Annotated in this window: 24 protein-coding genes; 9 read left to right on the top strand and 15 right to left on the bottom strand. The window is 70.5% G+C overall.

Translation table 11 applies throughout. The features are described 5' to 3' along the window. Window positions 1–35: 35 nt before the first annotated feature. From ACTRO_RS19810 to ACTRO_RS19820, 3 genes are all read left to right on the top strand, one after another. On the top strand, window positions 36–374 hold the full coding sequence (locus ACTRO_RS19810) for a DUF3311 domain-containing protein (protein ID WP_169739930.1): 339 nt from the start codon (window positions 36–38) through the stop codon (window positions 372–374). Beyond that, window positions 371–2,011 carry a monocarboxylate uptake permease MctP gene (gene mctP / locus ACTRO_RS19815; protein ID WP_034265134.1) on the top strand — a complete coding sequence of 547 codons (1,641 nt, stop codon included), beginning with the start codon at window positions 371–373 and terminating at the stop codon, window positions 2,009–2,011. The genes ACTRO_RS19810 and mctP overlap by 4 nt, the downstream gene beginning before the upstream one ends. 93 nt (window positions 2,012–2,104) lie before the next feature. Further along, window positions 2,105–2,611 (top strand): GNAT family N-acetyltransferase, encoded by a 507-nt coding sequence (locus ACTRO_RS19820; protein ID WP_034265138.1) that lies wholly within the window; start codon window positions 2,105–2,107, stop codon window positions 2,609–2,611. A 21-nt stretch (window positions 2,612–2,632) separates the two neighbouring features. Here the strand turns inward: ACTRO_RS19820 and bsaP are convergent, their stop codons facing one another. The 7 genes from bsaP to ACTRO_RS19855 all read right to left on the bottom strand — a co-directional run bounded on the left by bsaP (window position 2,633) and on the right by ACTRO_RS19855 (window position 8,582). Next, window positions 2,633–2,848: a biotin synthase auxiliary protein BsaP gene (bsaP, locus tag ACTRO_RS19825; RefSeq protein ID WP_034265141.1), complete on the bottom strand. Its 216-nt coding sequence runs from the start codon at window positions 2,846–2,848 to the stop codon at window positions 2,633–2,635. 4 nt (window positions 2,849–2,852) lie between these two features. Continuing rightward, window positions 2,853–3,068 carry a biotin/lipoyl-binding carrier protein gene (locus ACTRO_RS19830; RefSeq protein WP_034265144.1) on the bottom strand — a complete coding sequence of 72 codons (216 nt, stop codon included), beginning with the start codon at window positions 3,066–3,068 and terminating at the stop codon, window positions 2,853–2,855. 46 nt (window positions 3,069–3,114) lie between these two features. After that, the gene (locus ACTRO_RS19835) at window positions 3,115–4,530 is read right to left on the bottom strand and encodes an HD-GYP domain-containing protein (protein ID WP_051451088.1); all 1,416 of its coding nucleotides are present in this window, start codon (window positions 4,528–4,530) and stop codon (window positions 3,115–3,117) included. Further along, entirely contained in the window at window positions 4,527–6,359 is a 1,833-nt protein-coding gene (locus ACTRO_RS19840; protein ID WP_051451089.1) for an HD-GYP domain-containing protein, read from the bottom strand. Before ACTRO_RS19840 ends, ACTRO_RS19835 begins: the two co-directional genes overlap by 4 nt. Window positions 6,360–6,652: 293 nt before the next feature. Then, entirely contained in the window at window positions 6,653–6,940 is a 288-nt protein-coding gene (gene rsrA, locus ACTRO_RS19845) for a mycothiol system anti-sigma-R factor (protein ID WP_034265147.1), read from the bottom strand. Next, complete coding sequence (locus ACTRO_RS19850; protein ID WP_034265151.1) at window positions 6,937–7,647, bottom strand: sigma-70 family RNA polymerase sigma factor; 711 nt, start codon at window positions 7,645–7,647, stop codon at window positions 6,937–6,939. The genes rsrA and ACTRO_RS19850 overlap by 4 nt, the downstream gene beginning before the upstream one ends. A 173-nt stretch (window positions 7,648–7,820) precedes the next feature. Next, the gene (locus ACTRO_RS19855) at window positions 7,821–8,582 is read right to left on the bottom strand and encodes an SOS response-associated peptidase (protein WP_084316402.1); all 762 of its coding nucleotides are present in this window, start codon (window positions 8,580–8,582) and stop codon (window positions 7,821–7,823) included. A 31-nt stretch (window positions 8,583–8,613) separates the two neighbouring features. On the opposite strand from ACTRO_RS19855, the gene aroA reads away from it, so the two are divergent. From aroA to rsgA, 3 genes are read left to right on the top strand one after another with little or no spacing between them, the layout of a single operon-like run. Then, a complete protein-coding gene (gene aroA, locus ACTRO_RS19860; protein ID WP_034265154.1) occupies window positions 8,614–9,966 on the top strand; it encodes a 3-phosphoshikimate 1-carboxyvinyltransferase in 1,353 nt (450 codons plus the stop codon). A gap of 10 nt (window positions 9,967–9,976) precedes the next feature. After that, window positions 9,977–10,204, top strand: coding sequence for a hypothetical protein (locus ACTRO_RS19865; RefSeq protein WP_034265157.1), 228 nt, complete (start codon window positions 9,977–9,979; stop codon window positions 10,202–10,204). Next, entirely contained in the window at window positions 10,198–11,484 is a 1,287-nt protein-coding gene (rsgA, locus tag ACTRO_RS49755) for a ribosome small subunit-dependent GTPase A (RefSeq protein ID WP_051451091.1), read from the top strand. Before ACTRO_RS19865 ends, rsgA begins: the two co-directional genes overlap by 7 nt. A gap of 292 nt (window positions 11,485–11,776) precedes the next feature. Here the strand turns inward: rsgA and ACTRO_RS19875 are convergent, their stop codons facing one another. The 3 genes from ACTRO_RS19875 to ACTRO_RS19885 form a co-directional block, all read right to left on the bottom strand. Further along, window positions 11,777–12,430: a GNAT family N-acetyltransferase gene (locus ACTRO_RS19875; RefSeq protein WP_084317113.1), complete on the bottom strand. Its 654-nt coding sequence runs from the start codon at window positions 12,428–12,430 to the stop codon at window positions 11,777–11,779. A gap of 112 nt (window positions 12,431–12,542) precedes the next feature. After that, window positions 12,543–13,028 carry a nitroreductase/quinone reductase family protein gene (locus ACTRO_RS19880; protein WP_034265160.1) on the bottom strand — a complete coding sequence of 162 codons (486 nt, stop codon included), beginning with the start codon at window positions 13,026–13,028 and terminating at the stop codon, window positions 12,543–12,545. A 160-nt stretch (window positions 13,029–13,188) separates the two neighbouring features. Beyond that, window positions 13,189–13,953, bottom strand: a complete 765-nt coding sequence (locus ACTRO_RS19885) for an SDR family NAD(P)-dependent oxidoreductase (protein WP_034265163.1) — start codon at window positions 13,951–13,953, stop codon at window positions 13,189–13,191. A 179-nt stretch (window positions 13,954–14,132) separates the two neighbouring features. Here ACTRO_RS19885 and ACTRO_RS19890 point away from each other — a divergent pair, with 179 nt between their 5' ends. Continuing rightward, window positions 14,133–15,314 carry a globin domain-containing protein gene (locus ACTRO_RS19890; protein ID WP_051451092.1) on the top strand — a complete coding sequence of 394 codons (1,182 nt, stop codon included), beginning with the start codon at window positions 14,133–14,135 and terminating at the stop codon, window positions 15,312–15,314. Window positions 15,315–15,345: 31 nt separating this feature from the next. On the opposite strand, the gene ACTRO_RS19895 is transcribed toward ACTRO_RS19890, so the two are convergent. The 5 genes from ACTRO_RS19895 to paaA all read right to left on the bottom strand — a co-directional run bounded on the left by ACTRO_RS19895 (window position 15,346) and on the right by paaA (window position 19,051). Beyond that, window positions 15,346–16,428, bottom strand: coding sequence for a 2Fe-2S iron-sulfur cluster-binding protein (locus tag ACTRO_RS19895; RefSeq protein ID WP_034265166.1), 1,083 nt, complete (start codon window positions 16,426–16,428; stop codon window positions 15,346–15,348). 73 nt (window positions 16,429–16,501) lie between these two features. Next, on the bottom strand, window positions 16,502–17,023 hold the full coding sequence (paaD, locus tag ACTRO_RS19900) for a 1,2-phenylacetyl-CoA epoxidase subunit PaaD (RefSeq protein ID WP_034265168.1): 522 nt from the start codon (window positions 17,021–17,023) through the stop codon (window positions 16,502–16,504). Continuing rightward, complete coding sequence (gene paaC, locus ACTRO_RS19905; protein ID WP_245594429.1) at window positions 17,023–17,808, bottom strand: 1,2-phenylacetyl-CoA epoxidase subunit PaaC; 786 nt, start codon at window positions 17,806–17,808, stop codon at window positions 17,023–17,025. The genes paaD and paaC overlap by 1 nt, the downstream gene beginning before the upstream one ends. Continuing rightward, window positions 17,805–18,092 carry a 1,2-phenylacetyl-CoA epoxidase subunit PaaB gene (paaB, locus tag ACTRO_RS19910; protein ID WP_034265171.1) on the bottom strand — a complete coding sequence of 96 codons (288 nt, stop codon included), beginning with the start codon at window positions 18,090–18,092 and terminating at the stop codon, window positions 17,805–17,807. The genes paaC and paaB overlap by 4 nt, the downstream gene beginning before the upstream one ends. Next, window positions 18,089–19,051, bottom strand: a complete 963-nt coding sequence (gene paaA, locus ACTRO_RS19915; RefSeq protein ID WP_034265175.1) for a 1,2-phenylacetyl-CoA epoxidase subunit PaaA — start codon at window positions 19,049–19,051, stop codon at window positions 18,089–18,091. The genes paaB and paaA overlap by 4 nt, the downstream gene beginning before the upstream one ends. A 283-nt stretch (window positions 19,052–19,334) precedes the next feature. Between paaA and ACTRO_RS19920 the strand changes: the two genes are divergently transcribed. Then, on the top strand, window positions 19,335–20,051 hold the full coding sequence (locus tag ACTRO_RS19920; RefSeq protein WP_157436343.1) for a DUF4232 domain-containing protein: 717 nt from the start codon (window positions 19,335–19,337) through the stop codon (window positions 20,049–20,051). Between the two features lie 102 nt (window positions 20,052–20,153). Then, window positions 20,154–20,963: a histidinol-phosphatase gene (hisN, locus tag ACTRO_RS19925; RefSeq protein WP_034265179.1), complete on the top strand. Its 810-nt coding sequence runs from the start codon at window positions 20,154–20,156 to the stop codon at window positions 20,961–20,963. Window position 20,964: the final 1 nt, after the last annotated feature.

Below are 20,964 nucleotides of genomic sequence, written 5' to 3' on the forward strand. Positions count from 1 at the left end.
ATGCCAGCTGTGACACAGCTCTCATGGAGGTGCCCATGTCCGGGGGGTCGACCCCGTACAAAGTCATCAGTCCGCTGCGCTTGTTCGCCACGTTCTGCGTGCTGGCGCCGACGGTCGCGGTGATCGCGGTCCCGACGTACGACTCCGCGACGCCGAGGCTCGGCGGATTCCCCTTCTACTACTGGTACCAGCTGCTCTGGGTGGTGCTCACCGGAGTGCTGATGGTCGCCGCGTTCTGGGCGATCAAGCTCGACGAGGGCAAGCGGCGGCAGGCGCGCGCCGCCGCCGGCACCCCGGAATCGCCCACCGGGCCCGAAATGCCCGGATCCGCCGGCCCCGACGCCGACGGCGACGAGGGGGTGGCCGGCGTATGAGCATCACCCCTGCCACGACCCGCCCCGGCATCCACGGGGTCGAACTCGCCGTCGTCATCGTGCTGTTCGTCCTCGTCGCCGCCCTCGGCTTCCAGGCCGCCCGCTGGCGCCGGGCCCCGGACAGCAAGAACCTGCACGAGTGGGGCCTCGGCGGCCGCTCGTTCGGCGGCTTCATCACCTGGTTCCTCATCGGCGGTGATTTGTACACCGCCTATACATTTGTTGCGGTGCCCGCATCGCTCTTCGCCGCCGGCGCGCTGGGCTTCTTCGCGGTCGGCTACACCATCCTGGTCTGGCCGCTCGTGTTCATCTTCCTGCCGCGGCTGTGGTCGGTCTCGCGCAAGCACGGCTTCGTGACCCCGGCCGACTTCGTCAAGGGCCGGCACGGCTCCCGCAGCCTGTCCCTGGCGGTAGCGGTCACCGGCATCGTGGCGACCATGCCGTACATCGCGCTGCAACTGGTCGGCATCCAGTCCGTGCTCTACGTCATGGGCGTCGGCTCGAACGGCTCGTTCTGGGCGAAGGACCTGCCGCTGTTCATCGCCTTCCTGATCCTGGCCGCGTTCACCTACACCTCCGGCCTGCGCGCCCCGGCGATGATCGCCTTCGTCAAGGACCTGCTGATCTACGTCACCATCCTGGTGGCCGTCATCTACATCCCGATGCGGCTCGGCGGCTGGACCCACATCTTCGGCGCGGCGAACACCCGGCTGAGCACGGTCAACCCCGCCACCCACCAGCCGGCCGGCTCGCTGCTGCTCTCCCACGGCAACACGCTGCCCTTCGCCACCCTCGCGATCGGCTCGGCCATGGCCCTGTTCATGTACCCGCACGCGCAGATCGGCGTGCTCTCGACGAAGGCGCGCAGCACCGTGCGGCGCAACGTCTCCGCGCTCACCGTCTACTCGCTGATGCTCGGCTTCGTCGCCCTGCTCGGCTACATGGCCATCGCGGCCGGCTTCACCACCAAGAGCCTGGGCGGCAACACCCAGCACGCCGTCCCGGCCCTGTTCGACGCGATGTTCCCGTCCTGGTTCGCCGGGATCGCGCTCTCGGCGATCGTCATCGGCGCCCTGGTGCCGGCGGCGATCATGTCGATCGCGGCGGCAAACCTGTTCACCCGGAACATCTACGTCGACTTCATCAAGCCGAACGCGAGCCAGCAGGAGCAGACCTCCGTCTCCAAGTGGGTCTCGCTGCTGGTGAAGTTCGGCGCGCTGGCGTTCGTGCTCGGCCTCGACGCGACCAGCGCGATCAACTTCCAGCTGCTCGGCGGCGTGCTCATCCTGCAGACCTTCCCGGCGATCGTCGGCGGGCTCTACACCCGCTACTTCCACCGCTGGGCGCTGCTGGCCGGCTGGGCGGCCGGAATCGTCTACGGCGCCGTCGTGGCCTGGCAGCAGTCCTCGGCGGCCCAGCACCACTTCGCCTCCCAGGTGGCGCTGATCCCGTGGACGCACCAGAAGGCCTACATCGCGGTCACCGCGCTGGTGGTCAACCTGGTGGTGCTCGTGGTGGCGAACTTCGTGCTCAAGGCGATCAAGGCCCCGGCCGGCGTGGACGCGACGTCCGCCGCCGACTACGACCACGAGGTCGAGCACACCGAGCCGCTGGAGGTGACCGCGCCCGTGGTCTGAGCGGCTGCCCGCTTGAGACGCGTCCGCCCGGATCGGGACCCCGCACAGGGTCCCGGTCCGGGCGGCGTCGTCGAAAGACATAGGATCATCGGCATGGATCTGCTGGTGCGCGAGGCCCGCGAAGACGAACTCGCCGAGATCGGCGAGGTGACCGCCGAGGTCTACGACGGCGAGGGCCTGGCCGGGCCGGAATACGTCAAAGTGCTGCGCGACGCTCGCGCCCGCTGGGTCTCGCCCGCCACGACGCTGCTGGTGGCCATGGACGACGGCACCGACGACATCCTCGGAACGGTCGTGCTGGCCGAGCCCGGCTCACCCTGGCAGGACCTGGGCGACGGCGCGGAAGTCGAGTTCCGGATGCTCGCCACCCTCCCCTCGGCTCGCGGCCGCGGCGTCGGCGAGACGCTGGTCCGCGCGTGCATCGAGCGTGCCCGGGAGGCCGGCGCTCCGCGGCTGGTGCTGTCCACCGGCCCGGAGATGACGGCGGCGCACCGGCTCTACGAGCGCCTCGGCTTCGTGCGCGTGCCCGAGCGGGACTGGCGTCCGCGCCCCGAGATGAAGGAACTGCTGCGCGCCTACGTGCTGCACCTGCAGGGCTGAAAGCGGCGGCTTAAGCCACGGCTAAGCCGCAGCCGCAGCCAGCGCGCCGTGGGCCGAGCAGCGGGCCTCATAGCCGGTCGGCAGCACCTGCACGATCAGACGCCGGCGGCATTCAGGGCAGTAGCGCGGCGGCTCGAGCTCGAGCCGCGCGGCGCAGCGCTCATGCGGCGTGGTCAGCGGCTCGCCGCAGTGGCCGCAGTAAGGGACGGCGGGCTTGGTCTCGTTCGTCGTCGTCATCGATTCAGCCCAGCACCACGATGACGTCGCCCTCCTGGATGACATCTCCAGGCGCGATATGCACTTCCAGGACGGTACCGGCGTCTTCGCACAGCACCGGGATCTCCATCTTCATGGACTCGAGCAGCACCAGCTCGGCCCCGGCGTCGACCTGATCGCCGACCTGAACGTGCACTTCGGCGACGTTCGCGACCATCTCCGCCCGGACGACCTCGCGCATACGCGGAACAGTGCTCATACGCGGAACAGTACCAACTGCGCCGCTTTCAGAAGGCGCGGACAAGCCTGGCCAGAGCCGCGACGACCTGCGGGTCGTAGGTCCCTCCGTCGCCCAGCCGGATCCGGGCCATCGCGTCGGTGTGCGCGAGGGGCCCCGGCTCGGCGTTGCACAGGTCCTCGAAGTCGTTGGCCACGCGCAGGATGGCAGCCGCCCGCACCTCGTCCGCCGATCCGTCGCCGCCGTGCGCGCCGCGTCTTCCGTTGCCACCAGCCGCGTCCGGACGGTCCGCGCCGAACGCGTACGCCGTGGACTGTGCCTCCACGACCCGGGCCACCCGGTCGAGCACGCCGGTCTGGCGCACCACTTCGGCCCCGCGCGCCGCCACCTCGGCGACCACCGCGGGCGGGGCGCTGACGGTCGCGCCGCCGGGCAGCGGGTCGGCGAGCGAGAGCTGGCCGAGGTCGTGCAGCAGTGCCGCGTATTCGAGGTCGAGCAACTCCGGCTCGCCCATCCCCAGCTCCCGCCCGATCGCGAGCGCGAGCCTGCACACCCGGCGGGCGTGGCCTGGTTCGGTGTAGCCGGCCAGGTCCGTGATCCGTGACAGGGCACGGATGGTCTGCTGGTAGGTCGCCCGGATCGCCGCGTATCGGCGCAGAGCCCGCTGCATCACCAGGATCGGCGCGGACGCGATCAGCAGTACCCACAGACCGAGCGGGCTGGCCGCCAGCGCCACCGCGACGGACAGCGCCGCGACGGCCGGACAGACCCGCGCTGTCGCCGCACATTCCCGACCCCACGACGTCAAGAAGCGGTTGATCCGACGTCGAGCGCCTGAATCCTCGCGCTTGGCCGACGCCCGTACGTGGGCCGGGTCCGTCGGAATCGTCGGCACCGTCTGCACCATCGGCACTTGATACGCCGCGGACAGGTCCGGCGACGCCGTCGTGGTGAAAACCGCTGCCCAAGCGGTGTCCAGCAGCAGTGCGATGCACGCCAAGCCACTGAAGAGCAGCAGGAGCTCCTCGTGCGAGGCGTTGGAGAGCTCGCCGTGGAGCATCGTCCGCGCGATCGCCGCGATGAACCCCGTCACCCCGACCCGTCGGATCAGGTATCCGGCACCCGGCGGCCGGCCGGCCAGGATCTGCGGCACCGAGCCGACCGCGGCCGCGATCGTGACGACCACGACCACCTGCGCGGCGCTCCACGCCGCCGGATGTCCGCCGATCTGGTAGACCAGCGCGTAGCCCAGGCCGGCCGTGGCCGCCAGCGGCGCGTTGTCCCGCCCGTTCGGCAGCGTCAGGCGCATCGCCTCGCCCACCGCGATCACCGCGGCGAACACGAGCGCGGTCCGCGTCTGGACCGGGCCGTCGACGCACAGCCGCACGACCGCCGCGAGGAAACCGAGGACGGTCGCGGCGGCCAAGACGGCGTGCGTGCGCGAAGTGGGATGCAGCGACTTCATCGGACCTCCCGCGGGTCCGCGGTCTTCTCCAGCGGGTCGAGCACATCGAGGACACCGCCGGCTTGCGCGGGCAGGTTCAGCCCGGCGGAGACCGCCTCAGCCACTGGCGAGGACGGCTCGGGCTCGTCGGCCGACTCCGCGATCGGCGCGTCCACAGTGCCGAACACGCTGGTCGCCACGATGCTCGAATGCCCGTTGCGGCCGAGGTCGAAGGGCTCGCCGACCGGCCCGGAAGCCCGAGCTGAATCCGACCTCGTATTCGCTGAGCGACCCTGATCCGTCGCCGAACGGACCGGTTCGGCAGGTTTGGCGCCGGCCCTCCGCCGGGCGGACGGCGCCGCGCATCCGCCGTCGTCGTCATCGCGCTCGGCCTCGGCGACGGGCACGGCCGACGGCTCCTGCGCGGCCTGCTCCGAGTCGTCGTCGACCGCGCCGAACGCCGGTGTGAAGAGCCGCTGCGGGGCCTGATACGCCGGGTCGTCGTGGTCGAACTCCGCCACCACCGCGCCGGGAGGCAGGTCGGCCGGCCTGGCCGGCGCCTCCCCCGGCTCCGGCCCCGAGCCGTCCCCCCGCCACACCCGGCCGGCCGCCGCGGCCTTCGCCAGCGCGCCGACGATGGCGTCCACGATCGCCGGGTCGAGCTGGGTGCCCGCGCAGGCGCGCAGCTCGTCCAGCGCCTCCTCGACGCTGCGGGCCTGCCGGTAGGAACGGGTCGAGGTCATCGCGTCGAACGCGTCGGCCACCGCGATGATCCGAGCGAACTTGGGGATCTGCAGCCCGCGCAGCCCCTTCGGGTAGCCGCTGCCGTCCATACGCTCGTGGTGGTAGAGGATCGCGCTGTACGCCTCGTCCAGGAAGGCGATCTCACCGACCACCTCGACCCCGCGCGCCGGGTGCAGCCGGATCGCCTCGAACTCCGCCTCGTCCAGCGGCCCGGTCTTGCGCAGCAGCCGGGTCGGCACGCCGAGCTTGCCCACGTCGTGCAGGGTGGCGGCGTAGCGCAGCACGTCCACCCGGTCCGGCGCCAGGTGCAGCTCGGTCGCGATCATGGAGCAGAGCCGGGCCACCCGCTCGCTGTGTCCCCGGGTGTAGAGGTCTTTGATCTCCACGGCTTGGACGAGAGTTCTGATGATCGCATCATGCGCCGTCCGCTGTTCCTCGGCCTGGCTCGTCGCCCAGCGGGTGACGATCACCGGCCCGAGCAGCACGATCGCGGCCAGCGCGTGGTACGAGTCGCTCCACAGCACCGCGGTGAGCAGACCGACGGCGGCGTACGCGACGTTGCGCGGAAAGGCGTTGAGCCCTGCCTCGCGCAGGGCCAGCGAGCGCTCCCGGCCCGTCGCCGCGACCAGATAAGCCTCGACCAGGACCGCCGGCACCGCGCTGACCGCGAGCACCGCCAGCCCTATCGGCATCAGTACGGAGGGGAACTGAGAGGCCGTCAGGGCGCGGCAGCCGTGTACGGCCTCATACGCCTCCCCGCCGGCCGCCGCGCTCAGGAACGCGACCGCGCAGGAGTAGACGACGCGCAACGGATCGGCCCGACGCAGGACCATGAACAAGCAGGCTCCGCCCCCGGCCAGCGCCGCCGCGCCGGGCGGCAGCAGCACGATGGAGGCCAGCAGCACCGAGACCATGGCCGGACCCGCCGGGCTCTCCCGCAGCGTCGGCAGCCGGATGGTGAGTACCAGCAGGACCTGGAGCAGAAGCAGGATGATGAAGGGAGTGCTGCGCACCACGGACCAGTGCGTACGAGGCAGGATGAACACGGCCGTGATCGCCGCCGCGGCCACCACGGCGGCGCAGAGGTACCGGGCTCGTTGGGGCATCGGTTCATCCTCGCCAGCCCCATCGGTCCCTCCGATCGGACTACCGGCTAAGCGTACTGAGCCGAGGGGCCGAGAGGCGGCGCTCAGGCGAGGAATTCAGTTGTTCGGGCGAATCCACCGGCGCGCACGCGCCCCCGGATATGACGGGGGGTCACGGCCTGGTCACGGCCGGATTCCGCACCCGTCGCGGCGTCCACCAAAGCGTGCTGCCGCGGCGTGCTACGCCGCGGGCCCACCACCGGGGCCGACCCGCCGCACCGTTCGTTCGTGGATCGCCGCGCAAGGACTCCGGGTCAGGACGCGGGCGTCGAGGCCCGCTCGTCCACGGCCACGCCCGCCTGCACCTGGCGGATCTTCGAGAGCACCTTGGCCCGCAGCTCCTCCGGAGCAGTCTCGCAGCAGCAGCGCTGCACCAGGGCCTTCACCGCCTGCTCGAGCCCGTACTCGGCCAGACATGGGCTGCACTCGTCCAAGTGCTGCTTGACGGTGGCCAGATCGTCGGCCGCCATCTCGTGGTCGATGTACTCGTAGACGTGCTCGAGCACCGAAGCACAGTCGTCATGGGGGTGCCCGCAGCTCATGACACGGCCTCCTTGTCCTTGCCACTGCCCGACGATGACTCGGCCGGGCCGAATCCCCGCTGCTGCGCGTAGTCGCCCAGCAGCTCCCGCAGCTGACGACGGCCGCGGTGCAACCGGGACATCACCGTGCCGATGGGTGTACCCATGATGTCGGCGATCTCCTTGTACGGGAAGCCCTCGACGTCGGCGAGATACACCGCCATCCGGAAATCCTCGCCTATCGACTGCAGCGCCTCCTTGACGTCCGAGTCCGGGAGGTGGTCGAGCGCCTCGACCTCGGCCGAGCGCAGCCCGGTCGAGCTGTGCGACTCGGCCCGGTGCAGCTGCCAGTCCTCGATCTCGTCGGTACCCGCCGAGAGCGGCTCGCGCTGCTTCTTGCGGTACCCGTTGATGAAGGTGTTCGTCAGGATGCGGTACATCCAGGCTTTGAGATTCGTGCCGGGGCGGAACTGGTGGAACGAGGCGTAGGCCTTCGCATAGGTCTCCTGCACCAGGTCCTCGGCGTCGGCCGGGTTGCGGGTCATCCGCAGCGCGGCCGAGTACAAGGCGTCCAGGAAAGGCATGGCGTCGCGTTCGAATCGCGCGTCGCGCTCGGCCGGAGACTCGTCGTCCCCCTCCGGCGCGGCGAGAGCCTCGTCCTGCGCCTCGGCGGGCTCGGGCTCGAGCTCCCCCGGCGCGAGGTGCTCGCGGTCCGCGTCAGTGCCCACGCTGCGTCCAACCTCCGTGTCCGGGCCCGGGCCACGGCGCTCCCAACCGGCGCCGACCAGCCGGACCCCACCCGACAATAGCCGCTGTGGGGTCGGATCAACGACTCGAGGCGCCACGATGAGCACATCGGGCGAGGTCACAGGCGTTCGCGTGAGCAATTCAGGCACGTCGGTTAGAACAGTGCCTGCACCCCGCTTATTTCCCGCGCCTGCACTCCAGTTGTCTCCCGCCCGCCCGCCGGATTCTCCGCGTCCGCCACCAGCGGCGCGATCAGCTCCGCCGTGTTGTTGCGGACGTTGCCGACGGCCGGCCCCACCGCGCGCGCCGTCCAAGCCGGGACGCTGTCCAGATCGAGCAGCGAGCGCACCCGCTCGGCGTCGCGCAGCTCCGGGTCGAGCCACAACTCGATCCGGTCCCGGGCCACCGTCAGCGGCATCCGGTCGTGGATCGCGGCGAGTTCGTCCCCGGCCGCCGGCCCGGTCAGGATCGAGACGGACCAGAGGGACCGGCCCTCGGCGTCCTTCCAGCGCTCGTAGAGCCCGGCGAAGGCGAGCTGGGCGCCATCCTGCGAATGGATGAACATCGGCTGCTTCGTCTTGCCCTCGCCCTTACGCCATTCGTAGTACCCGTCAGCCGGCAGCAGGCAGCGCCGCCGTACGAAGGCGGTGCGGAACATCGGCTTCTGATCAGCCGTCTCCATCCGCGCGTTGAACGCGCGCACGCCGATCCCCGGATCCTTGGCCCAGTAAGGCACCAGCCCCCAGCGGGCGACGTCGAGCCGCAGCGCGCCGTCGTCCTCCGCGCGCTGCCAGAGCACCGGGACGCAAGCCGTCGGCGCGAGGTTGTAGTGCGCTGCGAACTCGACCTCGGTCGCCGCGCCGAAGTCGAGTGCCATCTGCTGAAACGGCGTGGCTACCACGTATCTCCCGCACATGCGACCCATCATCCCCCGATAGGCTTGGTCTATGAGCCGCGATGAGCTGTGGGACGCCCCGACTGCGACCGGCCCGGTCGCCGCGCGCGTGAGCGTGCCCGGGTCGAAGTCGGCGACGAACCGCGCCCTGCTGCTGGCCGCGCTTTCCGAAGAACCGTGCGAGCTCTACCGTCCGTTACGGAGCCGTGACACGCTGCTGATGGCCAGGGCGCTCGAAGCGCTCGGCGCCGGCATCACGGACGGCCCGGACGGATCCTGGCGCGTCACCCCGGCCAAGCCGCTGCGCGGAGGCACGTCGGTAGACGTCGGCGCGTCCGGCACGGTGATGCGCTTCGTCCCCACGCTGGCCGCACTCGCGAACGGCCCGGTGCACTTCGACGGCGACCCGCGCTCGCACGAACGCCCGGTCGGCCCGCTGGTGCAGGCGCTCAGGCAGCTCGGCGCCGACATCGACGACCACGACAACCCGGGCCACTTCCCGCTGACCGTGCGCGGACGAGGCAGCCTGCGCGGCGGCGTCGTCGAGATCGACTCGGCCTCCTCGTCCCAGTTCGTCTCCGCTCTGCTGCTCTCCGGCGCCCGCTTCGACCGCGGCGTGGACGTCCGCCACATCGGCGGAAGGCTCCCGTCCCAGCCCTACATCGACATGGCGGTCCAGATGGTCCGCGCCGCCGGAGCGACCGTGGACGACTCCGAGCCCGAACGCTGGCGCGTCGAACCCGGCCCGCTCCGCGCCCCCTCCCAGACCATCGAGCCGGACCTCTCGAACGCCGCCCCGTTCCTCGCCGCGGCCCTGGTGACCGGCGGAACGGTGACTGTGCCCGACTGGCCCCGGCAGACCACCCAGCCGGGTGACCGCCTGCGCGAAATCCTCGCCCAGATGGGTGCACGCTGCGAGCTGACCGACGAGGGCCTGACCGTTTCGGGCAGCGGGCGCGCGCGTGGTGGTGACGCCTCGTCGACCCTCACTTCTTCCACCTGCACCCTGCACGGCGTAGACCTCGACCTAGCCGACGAGTCGGAGCTGACCCCCACCATCGCCGCTCTCGCCGCGCTCGCCGATTCGCCGTCCCGTCTGCGCGGCATCGGCCACATCCGCATGCACGAGACCGACCGTGTCGCCGCCCTGGCCAAGGAGATCAACGCCCTCGGCGGCGCCGTGACGGAACTCCCCGACGAATTGCGGATCGAGCCCGCCCCCCTGCACGGCGGCGTGTTCGAGACGTACGAGGACCACCGCATGGCGACCGCCGGCGCGATCATCGGCCTCGCAGTCCCCGGAGTCAGGGTGGTCGACATCGCCACGACCGGCAAAACACTCCCCGACTTCCCCGCCCGCTGGGCCGCCATGCTGGCCGGCCAAGACTTCGGCGCGAGCTCGTGAGGCGAAGTACATGCTGAAGCCAGAGGCCGCATTCACCGCGACGCGCGCAGACACATACACGGCGACGTACACGCTGAGGGCCGAAGTCCCCCATGCGATGAAGCCCGAGTCCGCCCGCTCCCTGACCGCTGTAGCCGATGTGGCTCGTCTGGCTGATCTGGCCGACCTGGCCGACCCCGCCGACCCCGCGGACCTGGCTGAGCTCGCCGAACCGATGGTGACGGTAGCCCGATGGTGAGACGTGGCCGTGACTTCGACGAGGACGACGTCCGCGTGCGGGCCAACCCGCGCGGCTCGCGCCCGCGTACGAAGATCCGCCCGACCCAAGAGGACGCCGCCGACGCGATGGTCCTGGCGGTGGACCGCGGCCGGTACACGTGCCTGATCAGCTCGGGCGAGCGCGCCGGCGCCGAAGTGACCGCGATGAAGGCGAGAGAACTGGGCCGAAAGGGCGTGGTCGTGGGCGACCGAGTGTCCCTGGTCGGCGACCTCCGCGGAGGTCCCGACGCACTGGCGAGAGTCGTGCGCGTCCAGCCCCGCCACCACGTGCTCCGCCGCACCGCGGACGACACGGACCCGGTCGAGCGCGTGATCGTCGCGAACGCGGACCAGCTCGTGATCGTGACGGCGCTGGCCGACCCCGAGCCGCGCCCCCGCATGATCGACCGGTGCCTAGTGGCCGCGCTGGAAGCCAAGATGCCCGCAGTGCTGTGTCTGACGAAGGCCGACCTCGCAGACCCCACTCCACTTGAGGAGGCATACCGCCCCCTCGGCGTAGAGGTAGTCGTGACGCGCCAAGACGGCGACCTGACCCCCCTCCGCCGCGCCCTCGCCGGCAAGACGTCGGTGCTGGTAGGCCACTCCGGCGTGGGCAAGTCCACCCTGGTCAACGCGCTTATTCCCGGCGCCGCCCGTGTCGTAGGCGTGGTTAACGACGTCACCGGCCGCGGCCGCCACACCTCGACTTCCGCCGTGGCTCTCCGTCTCGCGGCGACTGAGGTCCCCGCCACCACCAGCAGCGAAGTAGCCGCAGAAGTAGCCCCAGGCGCCGCCGCCCAGCCCGACCACGCTGACGAAGCCGACCAGACTGCGCAGCCTGCCCCGAACGGCGCAGCGCAGTCGGACGCCAGCATCTCCGCTCGCCCAAACGGCTCAGCCGAAGACACCGATCTTCACTCAGATGCCGCAGCATCGCAGCGCCACTCAGATGGCGTAACCACCGCTGCCACAGACGACGCCATTGCCCCGGATGCTCTAACCAACTCCCCGGGCACCGAGGAACTCCCCTCCGGATGGGTGATCGACACTCCGGGCGTTCGCTCGTTCGGCCTAGCGCACGTAGCCCCTGAAGCGGTGGTCACCGCGTTCCCCGACCTGGCCGCGATCACCGCTCAGTGCCCCCGAGGCTGCACCCATATGGCGGACGCACCCGACTGCCTACTCGACGAGTTTCCGGTGGACCCGGCGCGCCTGGACTCCTTGCGTCGCCTGCTCAGCGCGCTCACCTCGGGAGACTAAGGCGGATCGAACAGTCCTTGGCCGCGTCCCCCATTCGGCTCAAGGCTCGGCCCCATCTCGTCGACCAGCTAGCGTCACCCATTCGGCCCAAGGCTCCGCCAACCGCTTCGGCCGGGGCGCGTCCCCCGTTCGGTCTAGGGCTCGGCCACCGCTTCGGACCACTCACGCCTCACCCCGCACCCGAGGCTGGGTTGCCGCAACCACCGCTGCGCGAACCCACCACCCGCCCTGTCGTCGCCAACCGACCGATCGTCCCTCCGACCGATCGTCCGCCCGAACGACCCGACCTACCTCAGAAATCCACCCGCATGACCACCCGGCGCGCCGTCGGTCGGCTGACCTCCCGGAAACCGGCTGCCACGAAGATCCCCCGGCTCCCCACGTACAGCTCCCCCCACCCGAACTCCTGAGCGGGCTTGATCAACAACGGGTACGCCTCAACTGCCCGCGCACCACGGTCGCGGGCGAAGCCGACGGAAGCCGCGGCGAGGGCTCGGCTGACGCCGCGTCGGCGGTAGCCCGCACGGGTGACGAAGCAGGTAACAGCCCACACACCCGGGTCGTCCTTGTCCTCCGAACGGCCCACCCACGGGATGCGTCCGCCGCGCAGGCGGGGGTAGTTCACCCGCGGTTCCACGGCGCACCAGCCGGCCGGCTCGCCGTCGAGGTAGGCGACGAGGCCGCTGGTCCCCTCAGCCTCCGGATGCCCGCAGTCCGTCTGCTCGCGAAAGCGCTGCGCCCGATCCTCCACGCTCACCGAGCGCCACTCGGACGCGGGAATCAGGAACCACTGGCACTGACACCGATGCGGCTCCCCGCGCGAGCCGAAGATCGCCTGCAGATCCTCCCAGCTCGCCTCGTTGGCGGGCACGACCTTGATCGAACCCGCAGCCTTGATCGAACCCGCAGCGGATTCCTCGCTCGTGATCCCCTCAGGCTCCTTCATCGCAGCCATCCTCGGACTCACTCCTTCACCGCGCCGTCCACCTGCACCGTCCAGCTGCGCCGCCGCCGACCTGCGCCGCCGACCCAGCACGCCACCTAGCGCTTCATCATCCTCACGTGCGCTCGAGGCGAAACACGAGGATCTCGCGGGCGGACGTCTCGTGTATTCGCCGCACGTACGCATCGTAGGCGGGCCAGACCTTCAGCAGCAGCTTCCATGCGTCGGCACGGTCGGCATCGCGCAGCACCTGCGCGGTCACGGGGACGCGCTCGCCGTGCAGGTCGACCACCGCATCCGGCTTGGCCAGCAGGTTCAGCGCCCAGGCGGGCTGGTGCTGCTGGCCCCAGTTCGAGCCGGCGACCAGAAAGTTCTCCCCCTGCGTCGCGTACGTCAGCGGCGTGACGCGGAGCTCGCCCGTGCGCCTGCCCGTGGTCTCGAGCAGCAGCAACGGCATGCCGGCCACTGCGGTGAGCGAGACACGGCCGCGCGTCAGCCGCTGGAGGGCGAGGTCCGAACGCGGGAAGACGCGTCGGCCCACTGCGGCAAAGGCGGAGCTGCCGAGCAGACGTGTGGGCAGGAAGCTGGTCAACGGACGCATCAGGCGAGTGTAGACCGGCGTATGGCGGGCCGATTCCGGCCAGTGCACCGCGTCACGGCCACAGTACGTCGAGGACCGAGACGCGGCGCCGAACAGATCGCCGCGCGCCCCGGGCCGAATCGACCGACGTCGCTGCTCATTTATTCCAAATGCGCCAGCGCTACCAGCGCTTCGACACGCTCCGCGAGACCCTCGTGGCCAGCCGACGCGGCACCAGCTTGCTCGCCCCCACCAGGATCTTGTACCGGGCACTCGGCACGCTCACCGTGAGGCCTTTGCGCAGGTCTTCGATCGCCGCGTCGACGACGTCGGGCGCGTTGAGCCACATCCACTTCGGGATCTCGCCCTCGTTGATGTTCGCGCGTTCGTGAAACTCGGTGTGCGCGAAGCCGGGACACAGCGCCATGCAGCGCACGTCGGTGCCGACCAGTTCCGCCGCCACCGATTCACTGAACGCGACGACCCACGCCTTGGCCGCGCTATACGTCCCGCGGGGGACGAAGGCCGCCACCGAGGCCACGTTGATCACCGACCCCTTCCCCCGCTCGACCATGCCCGGCAGAGCCGCATGGGTGAGCCGCAGCACCGCACGCACGTGTACGTCGAGCAGCCGCTCCTCGTCTTCGACCGGCGTGCGACGGAACGAGCTGCCGAGCGCGAATCCGGCGTTGTTGACGAGGATGTCCACCGGCCGTACCGGGTCGGCCAGCCGTTCCTCGACGGCCGCGCGGCCTTCGGTCGTGGCCAGGTCCGCGCTGAGCGTCTCGACGGTCGCGCCGGATTGGCGGCGCAGCCGTATCGCGCAGTCGTCGAGGCGCTCTTGGTCGCGCGCGACCAGGACGAGGTCGTAGCCGAGCATGGCGAACTTCTCGGCGAAGGCGCGCCCGATGCCCGCTGTTCCTCCGGTGATGAGTGCGGTAGTCATGCCGCCGATCCTGGCATCCGGCGCGGACCGCGGCCAAGGGGGTCCTGACACGCCGTAGGGCCTGGCGCGGGGTAGGCGAATTAGCCCGAATGGACCACGAGTGGCGGCGATATGACATAGCGTGAGTAGAGCCCGCCGGCGACTGTTCTCCGCCGGTCCCGAGACACAGGGGAGCCAGCGTGACGACGCCCTTCGACCCACGCCTGCTCCAACGGTCCTTCGCGCTCGTCGAAACGGAGGCGGACAAGCTCGCCAGCCATTTCTACGCGCTGCTGTTCCTCGAGGATCCGGCGCTGCGCGACCTGTTCCCGCCGATGATGGACGCGCATCGGGACCGGCTCATCACGGCCCTGATCACACTCGTGCACCAGGCGCACGACACCGAGGAGATGGACGAGTACATCCGCCAGCTCGGCCGCGATCACCGCCGTTTCGGGGTCAGGCCCGAGCACTACGCCGTCGTCGGGCAGTGCCTCCTGAGCACCCTGCGACGCTTCGCCGGGCCGCGGTGGACGGCGGAGATGGACGGCTGCTGGCGGGCCGCGTTCCAGCGCGTGGCCGCGATCATGGTGGAGGCGGCGAATGAGGCTGCGCTGGAGTGTCCGCCCTGGTGGGGCGCCCGGGTGGCCGCGCATCACCGGCCCAACGGCTCGACCGCAGTCGTCACGCTCGAGCCGGATTCGCCCTACCCGTTCCGAGCCGGGCAATACGCCTCGGTGGAGACGATGCGCTGGCCGCGGGTGTGGCGGCCGTATTCCATAGCGAACGCACCGGCTGCCGACGGCCTTCTCCACCTGCACGTGAAGGCGATCGACGCGGGCTGGGTCTCCTCGGCGCTGGTGCACCACACCCGGGTGGGCGACGTGGTCCGCCTCGGGCCGCCGGTCGGATCCATGGTCTGCGACCCGCGCTCGCAGCGGGACGTGCTGCTGCTGGGCGGCGGGACCGGCCTGGCGCCGATGGTCGCGCTGGCCGAGGAGCTCTCCCGGTGGAACGACCACCGCCGGATCCATCTGTACTTCGGCGTACGCCGGATCGAGGACCTCTACGGGCTGGACCGGCTGGCCGCGCTGGTCAAGCGCGACCCGCTGCTGCGCGTGGTCCCCTGCGTCTCCGAGGACCACCGTTTCCGCGGCGAGCGCGGCGTCCTCGCCGATGTGCTCGCCCAGCACGCGCCCGAACACGACAGGTGGACCCGCCACGACGTGTTCGTCGCAGGCTCGGGGCCGATGGTGGCGGGAACCGTGCGGCAACTGCTCGACCTGGGCGTGGACCAGCGCCGGGTTCGCTTCGACTCCTTCGACCAACAGAGTGAAGTGCTGCTCGACGTGCGTCGGCTGGCGCTAGCCCGCTCGAATTAAGGGCAGCTCGTAGGCTCGAAAGCTCGCTGACTCAGGCGTCGAAGTCGAGTTCGACGGATTCCGTCGTGGGCATGGATTGGCAGGTCAGGACGAAGCCGGCTTCCTTCTCCGCGTTCTCCAGCGCGTAGTCGTGCGTCATCTCCACAGCGCCAGAGGTGACCTTCGCCCGGCAGGTGCCGCAGGCGCCGGCCGTGCAGGAATACGGGGCGTCAGGTCGGGCGCGCAGGACGGCATCGAGCACGCACTCATCGTCGGGCCGCATCTCGCACGTGCTGGTACGGCCCCCGAGCGTCACGCTCAAAGTGGCCGCAGGCAGGTCCCGGCGTTCGGCCTCGGGCAACGGCGCTCGGCGCGGCCCGGACTCGAACAGCTCGAACCGCACCCGATCCGCGGCCATCTCGGCCAGTCCATCGCGGGCGGACTCGACCATGCCAGTCGGGCCACACAGGTAGTAAGCGTCCTGCGGTCCGGCGTCGATCGCGGCGAGCAGTTCCGGCAGGCGGTCCGCGTCGATACGACCGCTGAGCAGCGGAATCCCCCGGTCTTCGCGGGAAAGCACGTGCAGCAGATTCAGCCGTACGCCGTAACGGTCCTTCAGGTCCGCGAGGTCCTCGAGGAACATCACATCCGCGGTGGTCCGGTTGCCGAAGATTATGCTCACCCTCGAATCCCGGTCGTGCGCGAGACGGTCGGCGAGGATCGCGTACACCGGCGTGATCCCACTGCCCGCGACGATCGCCACGTGGTGGGTGCCAGGCTCCGGATACGCGTGGAAGCGGCCGGTCGGCGTGAGCGTGTCGAGCCGATCGCCAACGGCCAGCTTGCGCACCGCGTAGTCGCCGAAGCCGCCAGCCACGGACCGCTTGACCGCGATCTGCAACGTGGTCGGGGGATGCTCGGTCGGCGGGGCACACAGCGAGTAGGAACGTCGCAGTTCCTTGCCTTCACCGTCGTGTCCGTCGGCCGGCACCCGATACCGCACGGTGACGTGCTGACCAGCCACGTAACGATAGTCCTCGGCCAGCTCCGGTGGCACTTCGAGGAAGATCCGCACCGCGTCGGGAGTGAAGGGATCGAGGGCTGATACGCGCAACGGGTGGAACTGCAGACTCATGCTGCCACCTCGCCGGCGCTCGGCAGGCCCATGCGCCCGGACGCTGCGCTCATCGATTCGCTCGCAAGCTCGCTCATGACCGCACCGCCGGGAACGGCTCCCCGCAGGACGAGCAGCGCCGCAGCTCTTGGCACGGGCTCGCGCCGAACCGGCTGAGCAGCGCGGTCTCGATGCCGCCGCAGTTCGGACAGCGCACGCCGAGGCTTAGCGGGGTGACGGTGTGGTCGGGCGATCCGAGTGCGGACGGTGAAAACACAGGTGTATCAGCGTTCTCTATCAGGCGCGGCGGGGCGATGCCGGCCTCGGCCAGCTTCTCCCGGCCCCGCTCGGTGATGGCGGCCGGAGTCCAGGGCGGATCGAGCCGCAGCTCGACCGCCTCGACCCGGTAGCCGTGTGCGGTCAGCACCTCGGCCACGTCGGCGCGCATCGCCTCGATGGCCGGGCAGCCGAGGTAGGTGGGGGTGATGGCGACCCGGACGGTCTGGTCGGCGCCGGTCGTGACATCGCGCACGATCCCGAGGTCCCCCAGCGTCACCCAGGGCATCTCCGGGTCGGGTACGTCCTCGACCAGCTCCCACGCGGTCCGCGTGACCATCACCAGGTCGCCCCCGGGTGCGCGCGGTAGACCGACTGCATCTCCGCGAGCAGGTAGCTCAGCGCCTCGGTGTGCACGCCGGCACGCCCGCCGGACGGGCGCCACGTGCCGCTCGGCGCGGTGCCGAGGGTGGCCTGGGCAAGGACCTCATCGACTTGTTCGTGCCAAGGACCGGCCAGCGACTCGGGGTCCGGCACCAAGCCCTCCGCCGCGAGCGCGCTCACGCCCTCGTCGAGGGCGAACAGCTCGGCGGTGTACGGCCACAGTTCGCTCAGCGCGGCGGCGGCGCGGTCATGGCTTTCCTCCGTGCCGTCACCCAGCCGCAGCGTCCAAGTCGCCGCGTACTCGTGGTGGTAGCCCACCTCGATCAGGGCCTTCGCGGCGAACGCGGCCAGCTCGCTGTCGGTCGACGCGGTGAGGCCTGAGAAGAGCAGGCGCTGGTACGTGCTGAAGAACAGCAGCCGCAGGACGGTGTGGGCGAAGTCGCCGTTAGGCAGCTCGGCCAGCAGACTATTGCGATACTCGCGGTCGGTGCGCTGGTAGGCGAGTTCGTCCTCGGACAGGCCACTCGAGCGGCCGGCCATGCCGAGCAGGAAGCGCGCCTGGCCCAGCTGATCCAGCGCGATGTTGGCGAGCGCGACCTCTTCCTCGAGGTCAGGGGCGCGAGTGAGCCATTCCGTGAGCCGGTGCGAGCTGATCAACGCGTCGTCACCGAGAGCGAGCGCGTAGCCGTCCAGCGGCTTCAGCGTCTTGGTCAGCGCCGTCAGCGCCCGCGCATTGGTCACAGCCCTCGCACCTCCTTCGGCAACTCATAGTAAGTCGGATACCGGTAGTCCTTGTCCCGTGCTGGTGTGAAATACGGCTCTTTCTCCCCGGGGTCGCTCGCCGAGACGGCCCCCGACGGGACCACCCAGATCGACACACCTTCGCCGCGCCGGGTGTAGAGATCGCGGGCACGGCGCAGCGCCACCTCGGCATCCGGTGCGTGCAGCGAGCCGACGTGCTGGTGGGACAAGCCCCGGCGGGCCCGGACGAAGACCTCCCAGAGGTCGAACAGATCGCCGGTCATCGGTTCGTTCCCTCCATGTGCCGAGCAGCCGCGGCGTCGCCGCGCTTGGCCTGGTAGGCCGCCGCCGCGTCGCGTACCCACTGCCCGTCCCGGTGCGCCTCGGTCCGGCGCTCGATGCGCTGCCGGTTGCACGGACCGTCGCCGTCGAGCACGGCCTTGAACTCGGACCAGTCGATCTCGCCGTACTCGTAGTGCCCGGTCTCCTCGTTCCAGCGCAGGTCGGAGTCGGGCAGCGACAGCCCGAGGATCGCGGCCTGGGGCACGCACAGGTCGACGAAGCGCTGACGAAGCTCGTCATTCGAGTGCCGCTTGATCTTCCAGGCAGCCGACCGGCTGGAATGCGTCGAGGCACCGTCCGGCGGCCCGAACATCATCAGCGACGGCCACCACCAGCGGTCCACCGCGTCCTGGGCCATGGCCCGCTGCGACTCGGTGCCGTTCGCCAGCGTGTGCAGCGACTCGTAGCCCTGCCGCTGGTGGAAGGACTCCTCCTGGCAGATGCGCACCATGGCGCGGGCGTAGGGCCCGTAGGAGCAACGGGTCAGCGGGATCTGGTTGACGATCGCCGCGCCGTCCACCAGCCAGCCGATCGCGCCGACGTCCGCCCAGCTCAGCGTGGGGTAATTGAAGATCGAGGAGTAGCGCTGACGGCCGGTGTGCAGCGCGTCGAGCAGTTCGCTGCGGGACACGCCGAGCGTCTCCGCCGCGGCGTAGAGGTAGAGCCCGTGCCCGGCCTCGTCCTGCACCTTGGCCAGCAGGATCGCCTTGCGCCGGAGCGAGGGGGCCCGGGTGAGCCAGTTGCCCTCCGGCTGCATGCCCATGATCTCCGAGTGCGCGTGCTGGGCGATCTGCCGGATCAGCGTGGCGCGGTAGGCCTCGGGCATCTCGTCGCGCGGCTCGATCCGCTCGTCCGCAGCGAGCAACGCGTCGAACCGCGTCTCGCTGGTCATGGTGGTCATGGATCCTCCTAGCCGACGGCCAGCTAGCCGACCGAACGTTCGGTTTCAGTGTCCTCGCGCCGAGCCGCCACGTCAATGCGCCGCGGCCCTGCGGCACAAGCCGATGCGCTCCCGTCCTCGCCTCCGCACACCCTTATCGAATCGCAACTGATCCAGGCGGAAAACCGCCAACCGGCGCATGCGCCGGGCACTCTCTGGATACAGGCGTCGCACAATGCGTCGCCATCGTGATCCGCCGTTCGGGGACCACGCGGGGTCGAGAAGGGAAGCAGTGGAACCGATCATGAACATCGACCGCTTCGTCAAGGCCCGGCGCGCCGGGTTCGGCCTCGGTGCGCTGGCATGCACCCTGGCGCTGTGCACCGGCTGCGTCGGAGCCTCCACCACCGGCACCGGCTCCACCACGGGCGGCGGCGCCGCGACGACGACCAGTTCGAGCGGCGGATCCGGCAGCACCACGCAGGCCGGCGGCGGGGCGAGCCCGTCCGGCGCGGGCGCGACCAGTGCGAACAGCGGCGGCGGGGGCGGGGGCCAGGCGACGGCCAACACCGCGTCGAGCACCTGCTCGGTGCGCTACCTCAACGGCACCGTCGGCGCCTCGCAGGGCACAGCCGGCTCGGTCTACGTCAACATCGTGTTCAAGAACCTCAACACCACGGCCTGCACGCTCTACGGCTACCCCGGCGTGTCGTTCGGCAAGGGCGGTCCCGGCACCGGCGCCACGCTGACCCAGGTCGGCGCCCCGGCGGACAAGAACGCCGCCGTGGCCAAGAAGGTGATCACCCTCCAGCCCGGAGGCTACGCGTACGCCATCCTCCAGGTCGGCGACGCGGGCAACTACCCGTCGGCCACCTGCACCCCCACGCCGACCACTTATCTGATGGTCTATCCGCCGAACACGACCAACCAGCTCTACATCCCCTACAAGTCCACCGCCTGCGCTTCGATGAGCGTCGTGACGATGCACGTGGAGGCCGTGGAGGCGGGCACCGGCAGCTGAGGCCGGCCCGGTCCGGCTGGATCCAGCCGAATCCAGCCGGAGGCGGGGCACCGGGCGTCTGCGGCGACGCCCGGTGCGCCTCGTTGACGGTACGTTGGAGCCGTGACGGGATACGACGACGACCTCAGGCTGGCCCACGTGCTGGCGGATCAGGCCGACGAACTGACCATGCGGCGGTTCAAGGCGCTGGATCTGAAGGTGGAGACCAAGCCTGACCTCTCGCCGGTCAGCGACGCCGACCGCGCAGTGGAGGAGCTGCTGCGCGGCGCGCTCGGCCGTTCCCGACCCCGCGACGCGATGCTGGGCGAGGAGTTCGGGTCGGCCGCCGGCCGCGCCGACGGCCGACGCAGCTGGATCATCGACCCGATCGACGGCACCAAGAACTACGTGCGCGGCGTCCCCGTGTGGGCAACGCTGATCGCGCTCATGGAAGACGGCATGCCGGTGGCCGGCGTGGTCTCCGCACCCGCCCTCGGCCGCCGCTGGTGGGCCTCGCGCGGGTCCGGTGCGTACACCGGCCGGTCGCTGTCCCGTGCCACCAGGCTGCAAGTCTCGCAGGTCAAGGAGCTCAAGGACGCGTCGTTCGCGTACTCCTCAGTGATCTCGTGGGAGGAATACGGCAACCTCGAGGGCTTCCTCGCCCTCTCCCGCGCCTGCTGGCGCACCCGCGCGTACGGCGACTTCTGGTCGCACATGCTGGTGGCTGAGGGCGCCGTGGACATCGCAGCCGAACCCGAGCTGTCGCTGTGGGACACGGCCGCCCCGGCGATAGTGGTCATGGAGGCCGGCGGACGCTTCAGCGCCACCGACGGCAACCCGTCCCCCGCCGCCGGCTCCGGACTGAGCTCGAACGGGCTGCTGCATGAAGCGCTGCTGGCCTACCTCGGCGACGAGGACGCGGGGGCGGTGTAAC

This window comes from Actinospica robiniae DSM 44927 (assembly GCF_000504285.1).
Taxonomy (GTDB): Bacteria; Actinomycetota; Actinomycetes; order Streptomycetales; family Catenulisporaceae; genus Actinospica; species Actinospica robiniae.

Bases quoted from the DNA above. Each gene is read 5' to 3' on its own strand.
- aroA (WP_034265154.1), top strand. From the start codon at position 8,614: ATGAGCCGCGATGAGCTGTGGGACGCCCCGACTGCGACCGGCCCGGTC.
- rsgA (WP_051451091.1), top strand. From the start codon at position 10,198: ATGGTGAGACGTGGCCGTGACTTCGACGAGGACGACGTCCGCGTGCGG.
- ACTRO_RS19810 (WP_169739930.1), top strand. From the start codon at position 36: ATGTCCGGGGGGTCGACCCCGTACAAAGTCATCAGTCCGCTGCGCTTG.
- ACTRO_RS19835 (WP_051451088.1), bottom strand. From the start codon at position 4,530: ATGAAGTCGCTGCATCCCACTTCGCGCACGCACGCCGTCTTGGCCGCC.
- ACTRO_RS19830 (WP_034265144.1), bottom strand. From the start codon at position 3,068: ATGCGCGAGGTCGTCCGGGCGGAGATGGTCGCGAACGTCGCCGAAGTG.
- bsaP (WP_034265141.1), bottom strand. From the start codon at position 2,848: ATGACGACGACGAACGAGACCAAGCCCGCCGTCCCTTACTGCGGCCAC.
- paaA (WP_034265175.1), bottom strand. From the start codon at position 19,051: ATGACCACCATGACCAGCGAGACGCGGTTCGACGCGTTGCTCGCTGCG.
- ACTRO_RS19880 (WP_034265160.1), bottom strand. From the start codon at position 13,028: ATGCGTCCGTTGACCAGCTTCCTGCCCACACGTCTGCTCGGCAGCTCC.
- ACTRO_RS19895 (WP_034265166.1), bottom strand. From the start codon at position 16,428: ATGAGTCTGCAGTTCCACCCGTTGCGCGTATCAGCCCTCGATCCCTTC.
- paaB (WP_034265171.1), bottom strand. From the start codon at position 18,092: ATGACCGGCGATCTGTTCGACCTCTGGGAGGTCTTCGTCCGGGCCCGC.
- paaD (WP_034265168.1), bottom strand. From the start codon at position 17,023: ATGGTCACGCGGACCGCGTGGGAGCTGGTCGAGGACGTACCCGACCCG.
- ACTRO_RS19920 (WP_157436343.1), top strand. From the start codon at position 19,335: ATGAACATCGACCGCTTCGTCAAGGCCCGGCGCGCCGGGTTCGGCCTC.
- ACTRO_RS19855 (WP_084316402.1), bottom strand. From the start codon at position 8,582: ATGTGCGGGAGATACGTGGTAGCCACGCCGTTTCAGCAGATGGCACTC.
- rsrA (WP_034265147.1), bottom strand. From the start codon at position 6,940: ATGAGCTGCGGGCACCCCCATGACGACTGTGCTTCGGTGCTCGAGCAC.
- ACTRO_RS19820 (WP_034265138.1), top strand. From the start codon at position 2,105: ATGGATCTGCTGGTGCGCGAGGCCCGCGAAGACGAACTCGCCGAGATC.
- ACTRO_RS19840 (WP_051451089.1), bottom strand. From the start codon at position 6,359: ATGCCCCAACGAGCCCGGTACCTCTGCGCCGCCGTGGTGGCCGCGGCG.
- ACTRO_RS19885 (WP_034265163.1), bottom strand. From the start codon at position 13,953: ATGACTACCGCACTCATCACCGGAGGAACAGCGGGCATCGGGCGCGCC.
- ACTRO_RS19865 (WP_034265157.1), top strand. From the start codon at position 9,977: ATGCTGAAGCCAGAGGCCGCATTCACCGCGACGCGCGCAGACACATAC.
- mctP (WP_034265134.1), top strand. From the start codon at position 371: ATGAGCATCACCCCTGCCACGACCCGCCCCGGCATCCACGGGGTCGAA.
- ACTRO_RS19875 (WP_084317113.1), bottom strand. From the start codon at position 12,430: ATGAAGGAGCCTGAGGGGATCACGAGCGAGGAATCCGCTGCGGGTTCG.